The 19819-nt window shown below is 59.0% G+C and carries 22 protein-coding genes; 15 read left to right on the top strand and 7 right to left on the bottom strand.

The window, feature by feature from the left end:
* Nucleotides 1-302: 302 nt before the first annotated feature.
* The gene (gene larC, locus KDN35_RS04065; RefSeq protein WP_212132140.1) at nucleotides 303-1205 is read right to left on the bottom strand and encodes a nickel pincer cofactor biosynthesis protein LarC; all 903 of its coding nucleotides are present in this window, start codon (nucleotides 1203-1205) and stop codon (nucleotides 303-305) included.
* Between the two features lie 129 nt (nucleotides 1206-1334).
* Between larC and KDN35_RS04060 the strand changes: the two genes are divergently transcribed.
* The 3 genes from KDN35_RS04060 (at nucleotide 1335) to lipA (ending at nucleotide 5689) form a co-directional block, all read left to right on the top strand.
* Nucleotides 1335-2459: a metallophosphoesterase family protein gene (locus KDN35_RS04060; RefSeq protein ID WP_171566909.1), complete on the top strand. Its 1125-nt coding sequence runs from the start codon at nucleotides 1335-1337 to the stop codon at nucleotides 2457-2459.
* Nucleotides 2456-4618 (top strand): ATP-binding protein, encoded by a 2163-nt coding sequence (locus tag KDN35_RS04055; RefSeq protein ID WP_212132139.1) that lies wholly within the window; start codon nucleotides 2456-2458, stop codon nucleotides 4616-4618. The genes KDN35_RS04060 and KDN35_RS04055 overlap by 4 nt, the downstream gene beginning before the upstream one ends.
* 183 nt (nucleotides 4619-4801) lie before the next feature.
* Nucleotides 4802-5689, top strand: coding sequence for a lipoyl synthase (gene lipA, locus KDN35_RS04050; RefSeq protein WP_171566911.1), 888 nt, complete (start codon nucleotides 4802-4804; stop codon nucleotides 5687-5689).
* Nucleotides 5690-5733: 44 nt separating this feature from the next.
* Here the strand turns inward: lipA and KDN35_RS04045 are convergent, their stop codons facing one another.
* Entirely contained in the window at nucleotides 5734-6600 is an 867-nt protein-coding gene (locus KDN35_RS04045) for a YhcN/YlaJ family sporulation lipoprotein (RefSeq protein WP_349290951.1), read from the bottom strand.
* Nucleotides 6601-6715: 115 nt separating this feature from the next.
* On the opposite strand from KDN35_RS04045, the gene KDN35_RS04040 reads away from it, so the two are divergent.
* Nucleotides 6716-7330: a YutD family protein gene (locus KDN35_RS04040; protein WP_249178895.1), complete on the top strand. Its 615-nt coding sequence runs from the start codon at nucleotides 6716-6718 to the stop codon at nucleotides 7328-7330.
* Between the two features lie 635 nt (nucleotides 7331-7965).
* On the opposite strand, the gene KDN35_RS04035 is transcribed toward KDN35_RS04040, so the two are convergent.
* Together KDN35_RS04035 and glpX are read right to left on the bottom strand one after the other, a co-directional pair.
* Nucleotides 7966-8238, bottom strand: a complete 273-nt coding sequence (locus KDN35_RS04035) for a DUF3055 domain-containing protein (RefSeq protein ID WP_212132138.1) — start codon at nucleotides 8236-8238, stop codon at nucleotides 7966-7968.
* Between the two features lie 11 nt (nucleotides 8239-8249).
* Nucleotides 8250-9224, bottom strand: a complete 975-nt coding sequence (gene glpX, locus KDN35_RS04030; protein WP_171566914.1) for a class II fructose-bisphosphatase — start codon at nucleotides 9222-9224, stop codon at nucleotides 8250-8252.
* Between the two features lie 120 nt (nucleotides 9225-9344).
* On the opposite strand from glpX, the gene KDN35_RS04025 reads away from it, so the two are divergent.
* The 4 genes from KDN35_RS04025 (at nucleotide 9345) to KDN35_RS04010 (ending at nucleotide 11487) form a co-directional block, all read left to right on the top strand.
* Nucleotides 9345-9452 (top strand): amino acid ABC transporter permease, encoded by a 108-nt coding sequence (locus KDN35_RS04025; protein ID WP_171566915.1) that lies wholly within the window; start codon nucleotides 9345-9347, stop codon nucleotides 9450-9452.
* 15 nt (nucleotides 9453-9467) lie between these two features.
* Complete coding sequence (gene hepT, locus KDN35_RS04020; protein ID WP_212132137.1) at nucleotides 9468-9902, top strand: type VII toxin-antitoxin system HepT family RNase toxin; 435 nt, start codon at nucleotides 9468-9470, stop codon at nucleotides 9900-9902.
* Nucleotides 9903-9995: 93 nt separating this feature from the next.
* Nucleotides 9996-10634, top strand: a complete 639-nt coding sequence (locus tag KDN35_RS04015) for a helix-turn-helix transcriptional regulator (protein WP_171566917.1) — start codon at nucleotides 9996-9998, stop codon at nucleotides 10632-10634.
* 73 nt (nucleotides 10635-10707) lie between these two features.
* Nucleotides 10708-11487, top strand: a complete 780-nt coding sequence (locus KDN35_RS04010; protein WP_171566918.1) for a TIGR01457 family HAD-type hydrolase — start codon at nucleotides 10708-10710, stop codon at nucleotides 11485-11487.
* Here the strand turns inward: KDN35_RS04010 and KDN35_RS04005 are convergent.
* Nucleotides 11455-11997 carry a phosphatidylglycerophosphatase A family protein gene (locus KDN35_RS04005; RefSeq protein WP_171566919.1) on the bottom strand — a complete coding sequence of 181 codons (543 nt, stop codon included), beginning with the start codon at nucleotides 11995-11997 and terminating at the stop codon, nucleotides 11455-11457. The two genes, KDN35_RS04010 and KDN35_RS04005, sit on opposite strands and share 33 nt — an antisense overlap.
* Nucleotides 11998-12165: 168 nt before the next feature.
* On the opposite strand from KDN35_RS04005, the gene KDN35_RS04000 reads away from it, so the two are divergent.
* Genes KDN35_RS04000 through KDN35_RS03990 form a run of 3 tightly spaced genes read left to right on the top strand, consistent with a single transcriptional unit; the run spans nucleotide 12166 to nucleotide 15081 of the window.
* Nucleotides 12166-13251: a hypothetical protein gene (locus KDN35_RS04000; protein WP_171566920.1), complete on the top strand. Its 1086-nt coding sequence runs from the start codon at nucleotides 12166-12168 to the stop codon at nucleotides 13249-13251.
* Nucleotides 13208-14167 (top strand): 2-hydroxyacid dehydrogenase, encoded by a 960-nt coding sequence (locus KDN35_RS03995; protein ID WP_212132136.1) that lies wholly within the window; start codon nucleotides 13208-13210, stop codon nucleotides 14165-14167. The genes KDN35_RS04000 and KDN35_RS03995 overlap by 44 nt, the downstream gene beginning before the upstream one ends.
* Nucleotides 14164-15081, top strand: coding sequence for an alpha/beta hydrolase (locus KDN35_RS03990; RefSeq protein WP_171566922.1), 918 nt, complete (start codon nucleotides 14164-14166; stop codon nucleotides 15079-15081). The genes KDN35_RS03995 and KDN35_RS03990 overlap by 4 nt, the downstream gene beginning before the upstream one ends.
* Nucleotides 15082-15124: 43 nt before the next feature.
* Here the strand turns inward: KDN35_RS03990 and KDN35_RS03985 are convergent, their stop codons facing one another.
* The gene (locus KDN35_RS03985; RefSeq protein ID WP_029098389.1) at nucleotides 15125-15352 is read right to left on the bottom strand and encodes a NifU family protein; all 228 of its coding nucleotides are present in this window, start codon (nucleotides 15350-15352) and stop codon (nucleotides 15125-15127) included.
* 190 nt (nucleotides 15353-15542) lie between these two features.
* On the opposite strand from KDN35_RS03985, the gene cysK reads away from it, so the two are divergent.
* The 4 genes from cysK (at nucleotide 15543) to KDN35_RS03965 (ending at nucleotide 18544) form a co-directional block, all read left to right on the top strand.
* A complete protein-coding gene (gene cysK, locus KDN35_RS03980) occupies nucleotides 15543-16466 on the top strand; it encodes a cysteine synthase A (RefSeq protein WP_171566923.1) in 924 nt (307 codons plus the stop codon).
* Between the two features lies 1 nt (nucleotide 16467).
* Nucleotides 16468-17601, top strand: a complete 1134-nt coding sequence (locus KDN35_RS03975; RefSeq protein WP_212132135.1) for a bifunctional cystathionine gamma-lyase/homocysteine desulfhydrase — start codon at nucleotides 16468-16470, stop codon at nucleotides 17599-17601.
* Nucleotides 17602-17635: 34 nt separating this feature from the next.
* Nucleotides 17636-17962 carry a YuzD family protein gene (locus tag KDN35_RS03970; protein WP_171566925.1) on the top strand — a complete coding sequence of 109 codons (327 nt, stop codon included), beginning with the start codon at nucleotides 17636-17638 and terminating at the stop codon, nucleotides 17960-17962.
* Between the two features lie 240 nt (nucleotides 17963-18202).
* A complete protein-coding gene (locus tag KDN35_RS03965; RefSeq protein WP_212132134.1) occupies nucleotides 18203-18544 on the top strand; it encodes a hypothetical protein in 342 nt (113 codons plus the stop codon).
* A 64-nt stretch (nucleotides 18545-18608) separates the two neighbouring features.
* On the opposite strand, the gene KDN35_RS03960 is transcribed toward KDN35_RS03965, so the two are convergent.
* Nucleotides 18609-19676, bottom strand: a complete 1068-nt coding sequence (locus KDN35_RS03960; protein WP_212132133.1) for an NAD(P)/FAD-dependent oxidoreductase — start codon at nucleotides 19674-19676, stop codon at nucleotides 18609-18611.
* Between the last annotated feature and the right edge of the window lie 143 nt (nucleotides 19677-19819).

Here is a 19819-nt window from a genome sequence, read left to right as displayed (position 1 = left end):
TCCGCTTCAAAACGCGACGCGGGCAGGGGGCAAACATCTGGGTATTTCAATGAAGTGAGACTTGTGCCCCCTGTATACCCCGCGTCTAGCGTTTTTCCGCTGAGCAGGTCGTCAAAGGAGCTCGCTTGGCCCATCACTCCATGCCATGTCCTTTTTCTCCACCTTCGGTTGATCAATGTGCAGGCCTTTCGGCCTGGAAAAGATGGAAGATCGTTTCCATGTGGACACTCAATAAACAAACAGTTTGTCTTCAGTCTGCGACAGCCTTGTCCGCTGACAAGCGGGCAAGGCTGTTTTTTTGCTCAGCAGGGATGGCCGATCAGGACGCGCAGGACGTTGGGCTGGTCGGGCAGATCGCGCGTGCCCGCCCCGTAGCCGATCGCTTCCACGGTCATCGCCGGCAGCGGCCCAAATTGGCGGACCAGGGCTGCCGCGACGCCTGCCCCTGTGGGAGTGGTCAGCTCCTTTTGGATGTCGGTTTGGCGCAAGGGAATGCCTTTGAGCAGTTCCATCGTCGCCGGAGCGGGGACCGGATAGAGTCCGTGGTCGCAGCGGACATAGCCGTTTCCGGTGGGGACGGGACCGGCGTACAACCGGTCGATCTCCAGGTCTTCCAGGGCCAGGGCGATCCCGACAATGTCCACGATCGAATCAAGTGCCCCCACTTCGTGAAAGTGGACGGTTTCCACAGGGACGTTGTGGATTTTTGCCTCGGCGACCGCGATTTTTTCAAACACGGCCTGAGCCCGGGCGGCGACCCGCGGTGCCAAATCGGCTGCTTCAATTATCTCTGCGATCTCCTTGTAGCGGCGGTGATGGTGGTTGTGGTCGTGGTGATGGTGATCGTGGCCGCGATGCTCGTGACTGTGATCGTGATGGTGGTGGCCGTGATGGTGATGCCCGTGACCGTGGCCGTGGTGGTGCTGATGCTCATGACTGTGCTCACCTTGTGCGTGATGGCTTCCGGCCAAGACGGGCAGCGTCTTCAGCCCGCGGGCGCGTTCCTGTTCCTCATCGACAACGTCCAGTTTTAGTGCGCTGACGCCTTTTTTGACGACGGTTTTCCACTCCAGTCGAAACGGTCCCAGCGGCAGTTTGCGCAATTCCTGTTCGATTCGATCGCGGTCTGCCCCCGCGTCGACCAGCGCGGCCAGCATCATGTCGCCGCTGAGCCCGGAAAAACAGTCCAGGTACGCTATTCGCATCGCAATCGCTCCTTTTCAATCGGTTGTTGCTTCCTGTATCATGAAAGAGAAAATATGTTCGCGTGACGATACAACCGTTGACCAAAGTGTAACACGGCAGCGGGGCGCTGTCATGTCGGGGAGGTTCACATGCTGAGGTTTATCCATACCGCGGACGTCCATTTGGATGCGCCGCTTCAGACATTGTCCGCCCTGTACGAGCTCAGGCAGGAGGACTTTCGCCGGACGATGCGCACCATCCGCGACCTGGTGCTGGACAAGCAGGCCGATTTCTGGCTGATCGCCGGAGACCTGCTGGAATACCACGGAGGGAGGCGCTCCACCGCGCTTTTTTTGCGCGATTTGTTTGCCAGCGTGGCGCCGGTGCCGGTCTGCATCGCGCCGGGCAATCACGATCCGTGGCATCCCGACTCCTATTACCAGACGCTGGAGTGGCCGGGCAATGTTTTCTGGTTTACACCGGAATGGGGGGCGTACGAATTCCCGGACAAATCATGCGTCGTCTACGGATGGGGTTTCCCCCAGCCGCACGTGTACGAATCGCCGCTGCCCGCCTTTCCCGGCCGGCTGCACGGGTATCGGCACCACCTGATGGTGCTGCATGGCAGCGTGGTTAACGGCGGGGCGGACGGGCACCATCCGTACGCGCCGATGACGCTGGAAGAAATGGCTGCAGCAGGCATGGACTACATCGCGCTGGGCCACATCCACAAGCCGGCCGTGTTTCTCCACCCGGTCAGCCAGACGCCGTTTGCCGCCTATCCCGGTTCGCCGGAAGGGCTCTCCGCCAAAGAAGCGGGGGAGCGTTTTGTCATGTACGGCGAGTTGGAGAAAGACGGACGCCTCCGGCTGGAGCACGTGCCGGTGCAAAGCCGCATCATCTCCAGGCGGGAGGTGGACGTTGCGGGGGCGGAGACGACGGAACAGCTCGTCAATGTGCTGGAGCGGGAGCTGGCCGACGAGGAGGACGACTGTCTGCTGTATTTGACCCTGACAGGGGAGAGGTCCGCCCATTTCACCCCGCCGGTGGAAGTGGTGGAGCAGCGGCTGTCCCGCTTCTTTTACGTGCAGTGCACGGATCGCACCTGGCCCGATCTGGACGCTGACCAGCTGCAAGCACAATCCGGTGTCTGGGGCAGATGGCTGTCCAAGCTGGCGGAAGCAGAGGCGGAAGGTGCCGACGAGTGGCAGCGTGACATCGCCAGGATGGCTCGCCGGGAAGCGCTGGCGCGGATCGGGGGGATCTTGCGGTGAAAATCGACGAACTGCAGCTGCGGGGATTTGGCAAGTGGCGTGACGCGGTCTTTCGCTTTGCTCCAGGGATCAACCTGTTTTGCGCCCCCAACGAAGCGGGCAAATCCACCCTGCTGGAGGGGCTGTTTGCCGCGCTGTACGGGATGAAAAAAGACTACGTCCGGACGGCCCGCTACCTGCCGGAGTACGAGAAGTACCTGCCCTGGGATGGCGGGACGTACGAGACCATCGTCCAGTACGAAGTGGCGGGCAAATCATACCGGCTGCACCGCTGGTTGGAAAAGGAGCGGGAGCAGGCGCGGCTGTTTCTCAATCCGGACTGGTCGGAGGTAACCAGCCTGTACCAGGAAGACCGGCGAAAGGAGCGCAATTTTCTCGAGCTGCACCTCGGGTTGACGCGCAGCCTGTTTACCGATGTCACCTGGATCAGGCGGGAACAGATGGCGGCGGCTGAGCACCTGCTGCCATCGCTGGGGACGGACGAAGCCGACCCGGCGGTCAATCGGGTCCTGGCGGAACTGGAGCGGGAACTGGCGGCGATCGGGAAAAAGGAGCGGGCGGACAATACGCTCCTGGGAAAAGCAGGTGCGCGCGTCGCACAAAAAGAGCGTGCCCTGGCCGAAGCGGAAGCGGGGTGGGCTGCTGCTAGCAGGCTGGCCCGGCAGATCGCGGATTGGGAAGCGGAGCGGCAAGAACGGGAGCGGACGCGGGAAAAGCTGCGGCAGCGCCTGCACAGGGTGCAGGAGGCAGAGGCGGAATGGCAGGCGCGCTGGCGCCAAAGCTACATTGCTCCTTCTCCTGAACAGTGGGAAGCGTGGGAAGAAAATGCCGTCACCGCGGAAGAGCGCCGTCTGCACCGGGAAACGCGGGAGCTGTTGGCTGCGCTGGCCGCCCGATTTGCCTCTGATGCCGATACGGGATCGGAAACGGAACGGGAACGGCTGGAAGCCGACTACCAGCGGGCCCTCGAATTGCGCAAGGCGTGGGAAACCTGCCGGGAACAGGTGAACCGCCTGGCCGCATCCGCCATCGTCGGAACGGAGCGGCCGCGGCAAAAAGCGACGGGAAAATTTTCTTCAGATCGGTTGTTGCGGGCGGGAAGCGGCCTGCTGTTGGCGGCAGCGGCAGGTGCTTTCCTGGCGGGGAAAGGAACGTATGGCTGGATTGCCGGCGTACTGGCAGTCCTCTTGGCTGCGGTCGGTACATTGAGGCGCAGACGTGCACGCGGAAACCAGCACGTGCCGGCCGTCATCGAGGAGTGGCGGCGCTTGCAGCAGGAGGCGGACCGCCTGGAAGCAACACTTCGCGAGATTTATCAGGCATGGAACGCGGCTGATTGGGTCGCGTTTCTCCAGCTTCGGGAAGCGCTGCTGAACATGAGCCGGCAGCGGGAAGCGGACAGGCAGACGGAGGAGTGGAAGCGGCGCGAGGAAGAAGCGCGGCTGCTCGCCCGCTGGGGGGATGAGCTGCGCTCCATATTGGAAGCGGAAAAAGCGGAACGGGACCGGGAACGGGATGGCCTCGTACAGTCCTTGAAGGAGACGGAAGAGCGGCTGCAGGAACTGCGTGAGCAAATCGCCCGGGCATCGGGCGAGATGGGGAGCCATGATTCCGTATCGGTTGCGCGGGCACGCAGTGAATACGAGGACGCCATCGCCGCCCTGCGCAGCCTGCAGATGAGAAGGGAAGCGCTGCAGTTGGCCCGTGACACGCTGCGGGAGGCTTTGGCGGAATGGAATCGGGACGTCTCCCCTGTGTTGAACGGACTGGCTTCCGATGTGATGGCCCGGATCACGGGCGGCAAGTACCGGGACGTGCGGCTGGACCCGCGCGAACGGTTTGCGGTCCGGCTGCTGGAACCCGTCCGGCAGCGGGTCGTGGAGCAGGAACAGTGTTCCCTGGGCACGCAGGATCAGCTCCACTTTGCACAGCGGGTGGCGCTGCTGCGTCTGGTCAGTCGGCAGACGGAGCCATTGCCGCTGTTTCTCGACGACCATTTTGCCCACTACGATCAGGAGCGGCTGGAGCGGACGCTGGCCTATGTGGCGGAGTTGAGCGAAGAGCACCAGGTGTTCCTGTTCACCTGCCAGCAGCGGGAGCTCACGCTGTTGGAACCGTACCTGCGGGGATCGGACCGGCACAAGGTGCACCGGCTGTAACGCGACCATTTCACGGACAGGTCCCGCGGATTTCACCGACTGGGTATGTGGATTTTCCCGGCGGGCTTCGCTAGGTCGCGAGTGTGGCGGGCATACATACACCCGAAACGGGAGCGGATATTGTCCCCCCAAAGGCATTCCTCTATAATGGAGGGTGACCAAGTCCAATGAGGAGTGAGCCCAATGACGCTACGCAAACCGGAGTGGCTCAAGATCAACCTTGTATCAGGAAAAGAACTGGCCAACTTCAAGGAACTGAAGCAGACCATGCGCAGCAAGACGCTGCATACCGTATGCGAGGAAGCAAAGTGTCCCAACATTCATGAGTGCTGGGCCAATCGTACGGCCACCTTCATGATTTTGGGTGATATATGTACCCGGGCCTGTCGTTTTTGCGCCGTGAAGACCGGCCTGCCGACTGAACTGGACCGAGCCGAGCCGGAACGCGTGGCGGAAGCGGCGGAACAGATGGGGCTGAAACACGTCGTCGTCACCTCGGTTGCCCGCGATGACCTGGCGGACGGCGGGGCGCTGATCTTCGCAGAGACGATCAAGGCGATACGCCGCCGTCTGCCGCTCGCCTCCGTGGAGGTGCTGATCCCCGACTTCATGGGCAACTGGGATGCGCTCAAAGTGGTCATGGATGCCCGTCCTGACGTGCTTAACCACAACATCGAAGCGGTGCGCCGCCTCTCCGACCGGGTGCGGGCCCGCGCCAAGTACGACCGGACGCTGGAACTGCTGAAAAAGTCCAAGGAATTCCAGCCGGACATCCCGACCAAGTCCAGCCTGATGATCGGGGTAGGTGAAACGTTCGAGGAGATTTTGGAAACCATGGACGATCTGCGTGCGGTCGATGTCAACATCATGACCATCGGCCAGTACCTGCAGCCGACCAAAAAACACCTGCCCGTAGAAAAGTACTACCACCCCGACGAGTTTGCCCGCCTCAGGGAAGAAGGCATGAAGCGCGGCTTCAGCCACGTGGAGGCAGGTCCGCTGGTGCGCAGCTCGTACCACGCCCACGAACAGGCAAACGCCGCCAAGGAATCGATCGCACAGGCAAAGTAGACAAAAAAGCAAACCCCTATGGCAGTCATAGGGGTTTGTTGCCGTTAGCGGGTGGTTGTGGTCATTTTGGAGCCTTTGGTCTTCATTTCTTCGCCGTCCACCTTGCCGCCCAGTCGCTTGATCAGGGCATCCACGCTGCGCTGTTCATCGGCGTGTCGTCCCATCGTGACGTTGTTTGCGCGGCTGGCGATGCGGGCGATTTCGGCGATGTCGTTTGCGTTGTCGGTCACATACACCTTGTAGTAGCGAGGTGCAATCGACTGAGCGCCCATGCGTGCCTGTTCCTTGGTCACGCGGTTGTCCCCGCCCTGGGTGTTGAGGCCGACGAAAATCTCCTCGTCTGTGACGAGAACGGTGGAGCGGTTCACGCCCGGGCAGCTGGCAGTCACGTTGCCCACGGCGCGGGCCAGCGCCTCCCGGTCGACATAGACATTATTCACTCCGGCCGTACGGACGTGCTTCCGGTCGATTTGGGCAAAGCCCATTCGCGGCATGGTCGTCGCCATCGTGCCTACGCGGCTGCGGTCACGATAAATCGACGGAGTGCCTACACCGTCAAACGGGCGCCGTCCGTCGTCCGTAAAGGCATTGTACGAGCGGGCGCCGCTGGTGTACGCGTTGTAGTTGTTGTTCATGTAGTCAGTGCCGTACGGTGTGTTTCTCACGCCCAGATCGTAGTCGCGCATACCCATGCCGTCAAAGGGACGCGTACCGAGAACGTCGAAAGGACGGGCGCCTATGCCGTCGTTGTTCCGCATGCCGATACCGTCCATATGCATGCGCGGAACGGCTTGTTGAACCGTTGTGCCCGGATGACGGTCATTCGGAGCGGCATTTGGCGTACAAGCGGACGCGACCAAAGCAAGACCTGCGAGAACAGGAAACAGCCATGTTTTTTTCAATGGTTCCACCCCCTACAGCTAGGGTGTCCCCCGCGGATGGGGAGTTTTCGTGGGAAATTTAACTCCCTCTGCGAAAAATGTGATAAGATGGACGTAGTATGCAAAGTGTAAGGAGGAAGCGGTCTTGATTCGCACGCCAGCCGGTACGTACGAGGTCATGGAGGAAAATCGCGACGGGTGGAACCCGGAAGCGTTCAAGGAACGCTACAGTGACATTCTCGACAAGTACGATTACATCGTTGGGGATTGGGGTTACGGCCAGTTGCGCCTGCGCGGGTTTTACGACAACAGCAACCGCAAAGTGCCGTTCGAGCAGCGAATCGCCGCGTTGGATGAGTACCTGCACGAATTTTGCAACTTTGGCTGTCCCTATTTTGTGCTGAAAAAGGTAAAACCGGCCTCGCCAGACCAGCATGGGCAGGAAGCAGCAGACGGAGCAGAGGGGACGGATACCGAACAGCGCAAGGAATCGGACAGGGACGAACCATCCCTGTATATCGAACGAAAGGAACGCCGCCGTTTTCACCCGCGCCACGGCAGACAGGAGCGAACCGAGCGGAGCGGCTCGTCCGGTGAGCGCAGCGGCCGCCATGAGCGGGGAGACAACAAGAGCAAGTTGGCCAAGGGGGAAAAAGGCGGACGCGACAGCGGAAAAGAACGCCGCCAACATGCGCCGCGAGCCAACCGCGAACGGGACAAGATCACCGCAGGTCCCACCCCGCCAAAACGTGAATCGTAAAAAACCATTGACAGTTGATCGATAAAACAGCCCGAATCCAATGGATCGGGCTGTCAGTATGTAGTCAGTGGTGTCCTGTGAATTGGTTTCCGCTCGCTCTCTTGACGGCCAGCCAGGCGACAGCTGCCACGTAAAAACGGAACAAGGCACCGTCCGTTGAGCGCGGATCGATGCCTTTGGCTCTGTGGCATGCCGTCACGCTGTAGGTACCGTTCGGCAGCCTAAAACGGATAAAACGGGTAGAATGGGTAAGGATACGGCGGGTAGAAGGGATAATAATACGGGTAGAAGCCACCGAACGGGAAGACAAAGGGAATGATGACATCAAAATGGGGATGCCGTCTCCGCCGCCGCCAGAACACCGGAGCGGCGAGATCTTCCCTGTGGTGTACTTGGCTGCGTGACTCGTACGGAAAATTGACTGATTGAGCAGAAGGATACGGTTGCATCGCGCGATGTGGCACTCCTCTCATATTGTCTGTTTTGATGTTGCAGTATACGAGACGTCTGCCCGGGTGGCGCGTTGTCCAGAGGGAAATGGGCGGGTGTACCGGATCGGTTAAAGGACAAGGTGCACGCAGTGAAAAAGGGACGCGCCTGTTGGTCAGGCCGTCCCTTGTCTGTCATGTCCCGGATCAGGGAATGACGGTGTGCAAAAACGAGCGCAGTTCTTCCGCTTCCTTATCGTTCAGGTTGAAGGCGTACTCGAGGTAGCCTTCCTCTTTCAGATCGTCGTCGCCGATGATGGCGGAGCGGCCGTTCTGAATGTTGATCACCAGTTTTTTGCCGTAAAAGCGGTTGGTGGTCGTAATTGCCAGATCAAAGCGCGTCGCTTCGCCCATAAAGCTGACGAACCGGGTCTTGGTCTCCTCGGTCTCGTCGTACAGGAAAAACAGGTCGTTGGCCATTTTCTTCCCCCTTACTTCCACACGAGATTGGGCTTGTGGGTGAGATTGTGCAGCGCGCGGATAAAGCGGATCGTTTTGGTCTTGGCACGCATCACGATCGAGTGGGTCTCGACCATGTCGTCCCCAAGGTAGCGGACGCCCTGCAGCAGTTCTCCGTCCGAAACGCCGGTAGCGGCAAAGATCGCGTCGTCTCCTTTGACGAGATCGTTCAGGGTCAGCAGCTGCTCCGGATCAGCCAGCCCCATTCGGATGCAGCGCTGCCGTTCCGCTTCGTTTTGCGGCCGGAGCCTGGCCTGCATGTCGCCGCCGAGGCATTTGATCGCCGCCGCGCTGATCACGCCTTCCGGTGCGCCGCCTGTGCCGAGGAACAAGTCGATCCCCGTATGCGGCATGCAGGCCGCGATGGCTGCGCCCACGTCGCCGTCGCCGAACAGTTTGACGCGCGCTCCTTTTTCCCGGACAGCATCAATGATTGCCTGATGGCGCTCCCGTTCCTGAATGATCACGGTGACGTCCTGAACGCGCTTGTTGTTGGCTTCCGCCACCACTTCGATCATCTTTTCCACCGGGTCGTCCAGGCTGATCTTGCCGGCGGCCCGCCTGCCCACCGCCATTTTGCTCATGTACATGTCAGGGGCGTGCAGCAGCGTCCCCTTGTCGCCGATGGCCACGACCGACATCGCGTTGTTGTGTCCTTTGGCGACAATCGTGGTACCTTCCAACGGATCGACGGCCACGTCCACCTCCGGACCGGTCGCGTCCGGATGCCCCAGTTTTTCGCCGATGTAAAGCATCGGCGCCTCGTCCAGCTCGCCCTCGCCGATCACAACCGTTCCGCGCATGTTGATCGTCTCAAACATGGCGCGCATGGCGCTCGTCGCCGCGTCGTCGGCCTCGTTTTTCCTGCCGCGCCCCAACCAGTGGGAAGAGGCCAGCGCTGCCATTTCCGTTACACGCACCACTTCCAGTGCCAGTTCGCGTTCCACTGTGTTGTATCCTCCCTTTGTCCCGCCAAAAACTCACCCCTCATTGTAACACAATTGAGAGGGGGATTCGTGACAGTGCAGACAATTTTGGTATACTGATGATGAAAAGAGGTGAAGGTGATGAACGATTCCTATCTGCGGCAAGGGGAATTGGTTCTTCTGGTATTGGTGCTGACGTTTGTCATTACCGTATTGTATGCAAAATGGGCAGCGAAAAAGCGAAAGTGATAAAGGAGATCTCCCATGTACGACGTAAATACGAAAAAGATCGACGAAGTGTTGACACACATGTCCCGGATGCTCGACCTGCTGGACAAGCTGGCGGCCCGGGGAGCGAATGACGTTCTCGCCGACGAAGTGGCCGAGGCGGCGATGGAGAGGGCGCTGCATCTGTCCATTGAGGCGGTGATCGACGTGGGCAACGCACTGATTGACGGCTTTATCATGCGCGATCCCGGCAGCTATACCGACATTGTGGAAATTTTGCGGGATGAGCGGGTCATCAGCGACGAGCAGGCGCGGGTGCTGACAGACGTGGTGGAGTTCCGCCGTCATCTGGTCAACCAGTATACCAGCGTGCCGGCGGCGGAAATGGTGGCGCTGGTGCAGGACAGCCTGCCGACGCTGCGCCAGTTTGAGCCGGCTGTGCGTACGTATCTGCAAAACGAACTGTTTTAAGGCGAGAAACGCGGATTTTTTATACAAAACACTTTCTTTTGTTTACTAAAGAGGCCCGATTCGATACAATAGAGAGAAAGGGCGGTGATTACGATGGCTAACGAAGGAACTTCCACCCGCGACCAGATCCTCAACATGCTCAAAGTAAAAGGCTCGCTGTCCGTCAGCGACATGGCAGTCCAGCTGGGGATCACGGAGATGGCTGTGCGGCGTCATCTGAATACGCTGGAGCGGGACAATCTGATCAAATCGACGCTGGTACGCCAAGCGATGGGACGCCCGACCAATGTCTATTCGCTGTCGCAGGAGGCAGATGAGCTGTTTCCGCGCAACTACTCTCATCTGACGCTCGACTTTTTGCGCGATTTGGAAGCAATGGACGGAATCGGAAAGGTGGAAATGCTGTTCCGCCGCCGGGAAAACCGTCTGGAAGAAGCATACCGCAAGCAGATCCAGCAGGAGTCCCTGGAAGAGCGTGTCGCCAAGCTGGCCGAACTGCAAAACGAAAAGGGCTATATGGTAGAGTGGGAAAAGGACGAACAAAACGGCTGCTACCGCATCCGCGAGTACAACTGTCCCATCTCCCAAGTGGCGCGCGAATTCAACCAGGCGTGCAACTGTGAGCTCTCCCTGTTCCGCCGTGTGCTGAAAGCCGACGTGGTACAGACTACCTGCATGGCCAAGGGCGGAGAAAAATGCGTGTTTGAGATCAAGGAAGCGAAGCAAGCCTAACAGAATGACAACGTGCGTAAATCCACTCGTCGCCGGGTGGATTTTGTTGTGAACGGGGAAAGGATGAGGCAGCATGAAGCAGTACAAGGGGTATTTGCTGGATTTGGACGGAACCATTTATCGCGGCAGGGAGGCCATTCCGGGAGCTGCCCGGTTTGTCCAGCATTTGCGCAAACAGGGGATTCCGTACCTGTATCTGACCAACAATTCGTCCGCTTCGCCGGAGCAGGTGGCGGCGCGCTTGACCGGGCTGGGCATCGACGCGGAGCCGGAAGAGGTCTATACCTCTGCAATGGCGACCGCCCACTATCTCAAGGAGCTGGCCCCGGCAGGCACGCCGGTGTATGTGATCGGCGAAGAGGGACTGATTGCGCAGCTGAAAGCCAGCGGCTTTACAATCAGCGAGGAGCGTCCCCGGTACGTGGTGGTGGGGATTGACCGTTCGTTTGATTACGCCAAATTGACGACAGCTGCCCGGGCGATCCGGCAAGGAGCCAACCTGATCGCCACCAACGCCGATGCCGCTCTGCCGACCGAACAAGGCTTGTTTCCCGGCAATGGTTCATTGGTGGCAGCTGTCTCCACGGCGTCCGGAGTCAAGCCGGTAGTCGTCGGCAAACCGGAGCGCATCATCGTTGACTACGCGCTGACGCGGTTGGGCACGAGCGCCGGGGAGACGCTGATCGTCGGGGACAACCTGGATACCGACATTGCCGCGGGTAACTGCTCGGGCATGGACAGCCTGCTGGTCTTGACCGGTTATTCCACGCGGGAGGACGTGGAGACGCATCCCTGCCGTCCCACGCACATCGCATCCGATCTAGCCGATTGGCTCGGAAGAATCGGGGGGTAGGCAGTTTTCCTCCGCTTGTTTCTGGCGGTGAGCGATGCGGCTGGACGCCGCCGCAGCTATGGCTCCGACCAGATCGTCCAGAAAAGTGTGGACGCCAAAGCGTTTGTCGTTTAGATCCTTTAGCTTGCCGTACTTGAGCTTGTCCACGTACCCGTAGTTGGTGAATCCGATGCTGCCGTACAGGTTCACGACGGCAAACGCCAGCACCTCGTCCACGCCATAGAGCGGTTCATCCGAGGCGATAATCTCCTGAAGCGGAGGGATTAGTTTCTTTTCTTCGGCCAGCATGTCGAGCTGAATGCCGGTGAAAAGGGCGTTCTGTACTTCCCGCTTTTTCAGTACGGCTTGCACGCTTTCGCGGCACGTGTCCATGGAGAGGTTGGAAATGTAGTCTTTTTGCAGAAACATGACAATCTCGGCAATGTGGTCGATGTGGACGCCGCGCTGTTCCAGCAGCGAGACGACGGCGTCGTAACACGTGTAGCTGTTGAGCGGATTGTTGCCGTTCACCGCTGTCCTCCTCTCGCCACCGCTTTTTGGGAATCTGCCTGCGGCGCGTGCCGGTCAGGCAGGTGTGAGGGCATGTGCACGTCGGTAGTATCTGCAACGAGATAGGCACCTATCCCGCCTGCGTTACATACCATGCTCCATGAGAAGGTGTGTGGGGAGGTTGTTCTCATGGAGTACAAAGCCTTGCTGGAAGAAGCGTACGGATTTTCCCTGCACGGCTGCCGATCAGCAGGGGCGGGAACCGTGCTGGAGACGGATCAGGGGCTGTTTTACCTGTATACCGCGCCGGCGGGATTCAAATACAAAAGCAGGTTTATCGAGCGGGTGAAAAAACAACTGGCGCAGCAGCAGGAAGTGAACATGCTTACGCTGGTCAAGTCGAAAGAGGGATACCCGTACGTCATCAGCGACGATCAGATTTTCTACCTGTACCGTGGTGTGCGGGAAGGGGTTCCGGACGATCCGGCGTTTGCCGCAGGGCAGGCGCTTGCCCAGTTTCATCAGGCGACCCGTTCGTTCAAGAGCGACAAGCTGTTTTCGTCATCCTCCACGCTTGGGCGTTGGCCCGTCATGTGGCGGAAAAAACTGCGCGAGTACAACGGGTACCGGGAGGACATGGAGGAAGCGGACGGTGAGATCTTCCCGTTTGACGAGTATCTTTTGACCAGTTACACCTATGTGAATCAGTTGGGGGAGACGGCGGTGCAGTACCTGTACCATGCCGGTTACGACAGCGTGGTGAAGGAAACAGCCCACTGCGGCAAAGTAGCCTACCAAAATTTTGATGAGGGGTATATCCTGTGGAATGAAGACTACGTTCGCTATGTCTGCGGCGAATGGAACTGGGTGCTCGATATGCGGGCGCGCGACATCGGCCAGTGGATCAAGGCGTCCGTGCGGCGAAACGGCTGGCAGGAAGACGTCGTGACTCATTTCCTGGACGGGTACAACAGCGTCTGCCCGCTGTTGGAATCCGAATACGCCGTGGTCTACGGCCTGATGCTGTACCCCGGGCGTTTTCTCAAACTGGTGGAGACGTATCGGTCATTGCCGTGGGAAGATAGGCAGGAAGTGGACGCCGCGGCGTGGAAAGAACTTTTGGAGGAAGAACTGATCAACATGGAAGAGGCGCTTCGCCGCTACCCGCAGACGATTGCGCAGCGATACGGGGCGCCGGTTCCGCACATTGACTGGTTGTGGAGGCCTGCTGATGACAAAACCGATGGTGTACGTGACGAGGCAAGTGGCGAATGAAGCCATTGCCATGCTGGAGGCGGTGGCGGACGTGGAAGTGTGGGCGGAGGATCGTCCCATCCCCCGAGACGTGCTGCTGCAAAAGGCGGAAGAAGCCAGCGCTCTCTTGACCATGCTGACGGAACGGATTGACGAGGAACTGCTGATGCGGGCAAAACGGCTGCGGATCGTCGCCAACATGGCCGTCGGCTACGACAATATCGACGTGGCGGCGGCCAAACGACATGGCGTCATCGTGACCAACACGCCGGACGTGTTGACGGAGGCGACCGCCGATTTGGCCTTTGCCCTGCTGATGGCGGCGGGCCGACGGCTGGTGGAGGCCAACCGCTTTTTGTTGGCCGGCGGGTGGACATCCTGGAACCCGTACCTGATGGTCGGGCAAAACATCTACGGAGCGACGCTCGGCATCGTCGGCATGGGCCGCATCGGACAGGCAGTAGCCCGGCGGGCGGCGGGTTTTGGCATGCGGATTCTCTATCACAACCGCAGCCGCCGTCCGGATGCGGAGCGAACGACAGGTGCGCAGTATGCGCCATTTGACGAACTGCTCCGGGAATCGGACTACGTCGTGCTGCTGACGCCGCTGACGGAGGAGACGCGGAATCTGATGGGCGAGCGGGAGTTCTCCCTGATGAAACCGACCGCAGTGTTTGTCAACGTGTCGCGTGGCGGCACGGTGGACGAGGCGGCACTCTACCGGGCTCTCGTCGACAAACAAATCTGGGCGGCCGGTCTGGACGTGTTCCAGCAGGAGCCCGTGCCGCTGGACAACCCGCTTTTGTCGCTGCCCAACGTCGTGGCCCTGCCGCATATTGGCAGCGCAACATATCAGACGCGGCTGGAAATGGCTCGGCTGGCTGCGGCCAACATCGCCGCCGTGCTGAGCGGAGAGGAGCCTGTAACCCCCGTATGAACTGGATGATTGCGACGGTGACCGGTCTGGTGCTGGCAGCGGCATGCACGGCCGCCGTGTCGCTGTACGTAGCCTGGAAATTGACGCACCCGCCCCGCAAGCCGGTGGACATGGAGCCGTCCCGCTTCGGCATCGGCCATGTGGAATCTGTCACCTTTCCCAGCCGGGAGGACGGCATCACGTTGAGCGGCTGGTACATCGCGGCGGAAGCCAATGGACACGACAGCAACGGCTGCACGCTCGTCTTTGCCCACGGTTACGGGCAAAACCGGCTGGAACCGCATCTGCCTGCCCTGGCTTTGGCCGCCCGGCTGCTGGCTGCCGGATACGACGTGCTGATGTTTGACTTTCGCAATGCGGGAGAGTCAACTCCTGCCCTGACGACGATCGGTCTTCGCGAGCAGCAGGACCTGCGGGGGGCGATCGATTACGTGGAACAAAGGCGTCCCGGGCAAAAGATCGGTCTGATCGGGTTTTCCATGGGGGCAGCCACTTCGCTTCTGGTCGGCTGCACAGACGAGCGTGTGCAGGCCGTGGTGGCCGACTCGCCGTTTTATTCGCTGCGCGAGTATTTGCAGGAAAACCTGCCGCACTGGACAGGGTTGCCACGGGTACCGTTCAACTGGTTGATTCTGACGCTCAGTCCAATCATGCTCCGGGCCAATCCGTCGGAGGTCAGGCCGTACATGGCAGTGAAGCGGGCCAACAAGCCGATCCTGTTCATTCACGGCACCGGCGATGAAACCGTGCCGTGCAGCAATAGCAAACAGCTTCGGAAGCTCGCCGCTCACCCGGATTCCGCGCTTTGGCTGGTGCCGCAGGCGGGCCATGTGCGCAGCTTCGCCATGATGCCGGACGAGTACATAAAGCGAGTGACCGCTTTTTTCCGCAAGGCGCTGCTGCTGAAAAAGTAAAAAGCCCTTGCCGGCCGTAAAACCGGTAAGGGCTTTTGCTCGATTAGAATACTTGTTGTACTTCTTTGATTCCCGGCACTTCTTCCAGCAGTGCGCGCTCGATCCCTGCCTTCAGCGTGATCGTGGAAGAAGGGCAGCTTCCGCATGCACCCATCAGGCGCAGTTTCACAACGCCGTCCTCTACGTCGACGAGCTGTACGTCGCCGCCGTCGCGCTGCAGGTACGGACGCAGTTTGTCAAGGACTTCCTGTACTTGATCGAACATGTCCATGGGAATTTCACTCCTTTCCAACCTCCCTCTATTATACTCCCCTGGAGCCGATAAATCCATGACCGATGCGCCCGAAGCGGCACTTTGCCGCGGATCGTGAACCCGGGCGGCGTGCCGCATGGACTTTTTCGCTTGGCCTCATGTTATAATAGAGGAGCGAAAAGGAACAAGAAGATAAGGGGTCGGTGTCGTGAACGTATACCGTAACGTGAAGGAACTGATCGGCAACACGCCGATTGTCGAACTGACACAGTTTGATCTGCCGGAAGGCGTTCGACTGTTTGCGAAACTGGAGTATTTCAACCCGGGCGGCAGCGTCAAGGACCGCTTGGGACTGGAACTGATCCGCGCCGCCGAAGAGAGTGGGCAGCTGAAGCCGGGCGGTACGATTATCGAGCCGACGGCCGGCAACACGGGAATCGGGCTGGCGCTGGCAGCGATCGGTACCGGCTATCGCGTAATCTTCTGCGTGCCGGCCAAGTTTTCCGAAGAAAAGCAGGAACTGATGCGCGCACTGGGTGCGGAAGTGGTGAATACGCCGACCGAACTGGGCATGAAAGGAGCGATCGCCAAAGCACAGGAACTGGCGGCATCCATTCCCGGCGCATTCGTACCCCAACAGTTTGCCAATCCGGCCAACCCGGCAGCTCATTACAAAACGACGGGACCGGAAATCTGGAAACAAATGGATGGGAAAGTGGACGTGTTTGTGGCGGGGGCCGGCTCTGGCGGCACCTTCATGGGGGTAGCCCGCTACCTGAAAGAACAAAAGCCGTCCATCAAAACCGTCATTGTCGAACCGGAAGGCTCCATTTTGAACGGCGGCGAACCCGGTCCGCACAAGACGGAAGGAATCGGGATGGAGTTTTTGCCGCCGTTTATGGACACGAGCTACTTTGACGCCATCCACACCATCCTGGATGTGGACGCTTTTGAGATGGTCAAACAGTTGGCCGCCAAAGAGGGACTGCTGGTGGGCAGTTCGGCGGGTGCGGCGATGGCGGCTGCACTGCGGGAAGCGCGGGAAGCCAAGCCGGGAACCAACATCGTCACCTTGTTTGCCGACGGCAGCGAGCGTTATCTGAGCAAAAAAATCTACCAAGGAGGAGTATAAGATGCGGATCAAAACACGCCTGATCCACGGAGGAATTGAGGGAGATCCCCATACGGGAGCCGTTTCCGTTCCGATTTATCAAGTCAGCACATACAAGCAGGAAGCAGTCGGCAAGCACAAGGGCTATGAGTACTCCCGCACGGGCAACCCGACTCGCCACGCGCTGGAAACCTACATCGCGGAGCTGGAAGGCGGGGCGCGCGGCCTGGCATTTGGCTCCGGCATGGCCGCTCTGTCCACGGTACTCTCCCTGTTCTCCAAAGGAGATCATCTGGTGGTGGGCGACGACGTATACGGCGGCACGTACCGGGTGATTACCCGCGTCTTTTCCCGCCTGGGACTGGATGCCACCTACGTGGAAACGAGCAATACGGCTGCAGTGGAAGCGGCCATTCGCCCGGAAACCAAGGCGATCATCATGGAAACACCGACCAACCCGCTGTTAAAAGTAAGCGACATTGCCGCTCTGTCGGCGATCGCCAAAGCGAACAACATCCTGCTGCTGGTGGACAACACGTTCATGACCCCGTACTGGCAAAATCCGCTTGAACTGGGCGCCGACATCGTCTACCACAGCGCCACCAAGTACCTGGGCGGACACAGTGACGTGGTGGCCGGCCTGGTCGTGGCCAAAGACGCCAAGGTGGGCGAAGAGCTGCACTTCCTGCAAAACGCGATCGGCGGCATCCTCGGGCCGCAGGATTCCTGGCTGCTGCTGCGCGGGATGAAGACGCTGGGCGTACGCATGGAAGAGCACGAGCAAAACGCGCGGACACTGGCCAACTGGCTGGCCGAGCGGAACGACATCAAACGCGTCATCTACCCCGGCCTGCCCAGCCACCCCAACCACGAGCTGGCGAAAAAGCAGGCGCGCGGCTTCGGCGGCATGATCTCCTTTGACGTCGGAAGCGCCGAACGAGCAGACGAAGTGCTCGCCAAGGTGAAATACTTTACGCTGGCGGAATCGCTGGGGGCGGTGGAAAGCCTGATCAGCGTCCCGGCCCGCATGACCCACGCCTCCATTCCGGCCGAGCGGCGGGCGCAATTGGGCATCACGGACGGTTTGATCCGCATTTCAGTAGGGATTGAAGACGTACAGGATTTGATTGACGACCTGGAACAAGCTCTTTCCTAAAGACACAGGAAAGATCAGCAGGGGGGCATGGCAGATGAGCGTGGAAATCAAGGTCTACGGTACCGAGCAGTTGTGTGCGAGCTGTGTCAACCTGCCGTCGGCCAAGGAGACGGCCGAATGGCTGCAGGCGGCTATCTCACGCAAATACGGAAACGACAGCGTCCGAATCGTCTACAAGGACTTTCAACAACCCGAGACAGAAGATGACAAAAGCTGGGCCAAACGGATTGTGGAAGAAGATTTGTGGTATCCGCTTGTCGTAATTTCCGGGGAAATTGTCGGTGAGGGAAATCCGAAACTGAAAGATATATACGCCAAGTTGGAAGAGCTGGGGGTACCCCCGCTCGACGAGGCAAAGTAAGAACGGGCGGGAGCAATCCCGCTCGTTTTCGTTTGTATGCGGGGTGTCGCACGGAAGAAGCAAGATACTGGCATAATCCTTGTCGCCACCTATTGCAGGTGTCGGCTTCATTGCAAATGAACAAAATTGTTTTCATAATTTTCTAAAATTATGCTACTACCTCTCAGGACGAGAGTTCTACCTGTCCCACCCGATTCATATACATCCAGAGGAAAAACCGTAATCGAGGAGGGGCCCTGCATGGAACAGCAGTTGGCTCGCTATTACGAGCTGAAAGAGGCACAAAAGAAAATCGAGGAAGAGCTGAACGACCTGAGGCAGAAACTGTTGGCGGAATATGCGGATAGCGGAGGTGCCGAAGCAGGGGCGTACAAGCTGACCATCCACTATCAGGAGCGGCGGGAGTATCACGATGAACGGGTTTACAACGCCCTGCCTGATCCATCGCTGTGGCGGCTGATGTCCCGGGCGGACGCCGGAAAAATCGCCAGTCTGCTCAAGCTGAACGTGATTCACGACGGCATCCTGGAGGGAACTTACGAGTTAAAGAAGATTCCTGTCCTGCGCGTGCAAAAGCGATAACGGCATTTAAGGGAAAAGCCTTTCGGCGAGATACCGAAAGGCTTTTTGTTCATCTTGCTGCGCATTATCCGAGATGCTTTTTGTACATCCACAGCACGCCGCTCTTCATCACGCGGGGCATTTGGCCGACCAGGGAGACTTTGCCCATCACGCCAAAGCCTTCCTTTTTGCCCAGCGAGCCGAGAAATCCCTTGTGCTTGATGTCCGGCAGGGAAGCGGGATATTCTTCGCCCTTGATGTCCTTTTTCAGCATCATGGCGATTTGTTCACCCTGCAGTTCCGCCGATTGGGCACTCGGGGCGATGGGCAGGCTGGCACAGTCGCCCACCACGTACACGTTGGGATATTCGGGGATTTGGTGATACTGGTTCAGCTTGGCACGGCCGATGTTGTCCTTCTCGATCGGCAGAGCGCGCACGATGCGGCTGGCCTGGATTCCGGCCGTCCAGACGGTGACGTCGGTTTCCACCGGCTCGTTGTGGTTGTAGACCACCCCCGGCTCGACGCGGGTCACGCTGGCCATGGAGACCAACTGCACATCGTGTTCAATAAACCACTGGGAGGCGTACTGCTGCAGTTTTTTCGGGAACGGGCTGAGAATGCTCGGACCGCGGTCCACAATGCGAATGTTCAGGTCCGGGCGGCTTTCCCGCAGTTCGGAGGCCAGCTCTACGCCGCTCAACCCTCCGCCGATGATCGTCACTGTACCGTACGGGCCCAGGTTGTTGATGGCTGTGTACGTGTTGCGGGTCGCGTTCATGGTTTGAATCGAGTGGGTATATTGTTCCGCTCCCGGGATATCATGATAACGGTCTTCACATCCGAGCGCGATAACCAGCCAGTCGTAGGCGAGGGTGTCGCCGTTTGCGAATGTGACGATCCGCTCGTCCATGTTTACGCCGGTTACCTCCCCGAATTTGATCGTCAAACGAGGATCGCTTGGAAACGGGACGCGCACGGCTTTTTCCGGTTCCGTTCCCGCCGCGAGGGCATAATACTCCGTTTTCAAGCCGTGAAACGGCATCCGGTCCACAAGTGTCACAAAGACATTGTCAGGTAAATCCGGGGACAGGACCCGCTCGATAATCCGCAGACCCCCGTACCCTCCGCCAAGGATCACAAGTCGTTTCATAGAAGGTCTAGTCCTTTCTTCAGTCCGTTATTTTACAGCACCCATTCTATTGTTAGTCTCTTTTGCGCAAATTGCAAGCAGAATCTTTTTCCCCGTCCATTCGCGGATAACTGCACCTGCCAAGGGGAAAACCAGTTGCCAAC

The sequence above is a fragment of the Brevibacillus sp. NL20B1 genome (assembly GCF_018195675.1).
Lineage (GTDB): Bacteria > Bacillota > Bacilli > Brevibacillales > Brevibacillaceae > Brevibacillus > Brevibacillus aydinogluensis.
The sequence above is the reverse complement of the archived record's forward strand: the minus strand, read 5'-3'. Positions and strand labels throughout refer to the sequence as shown.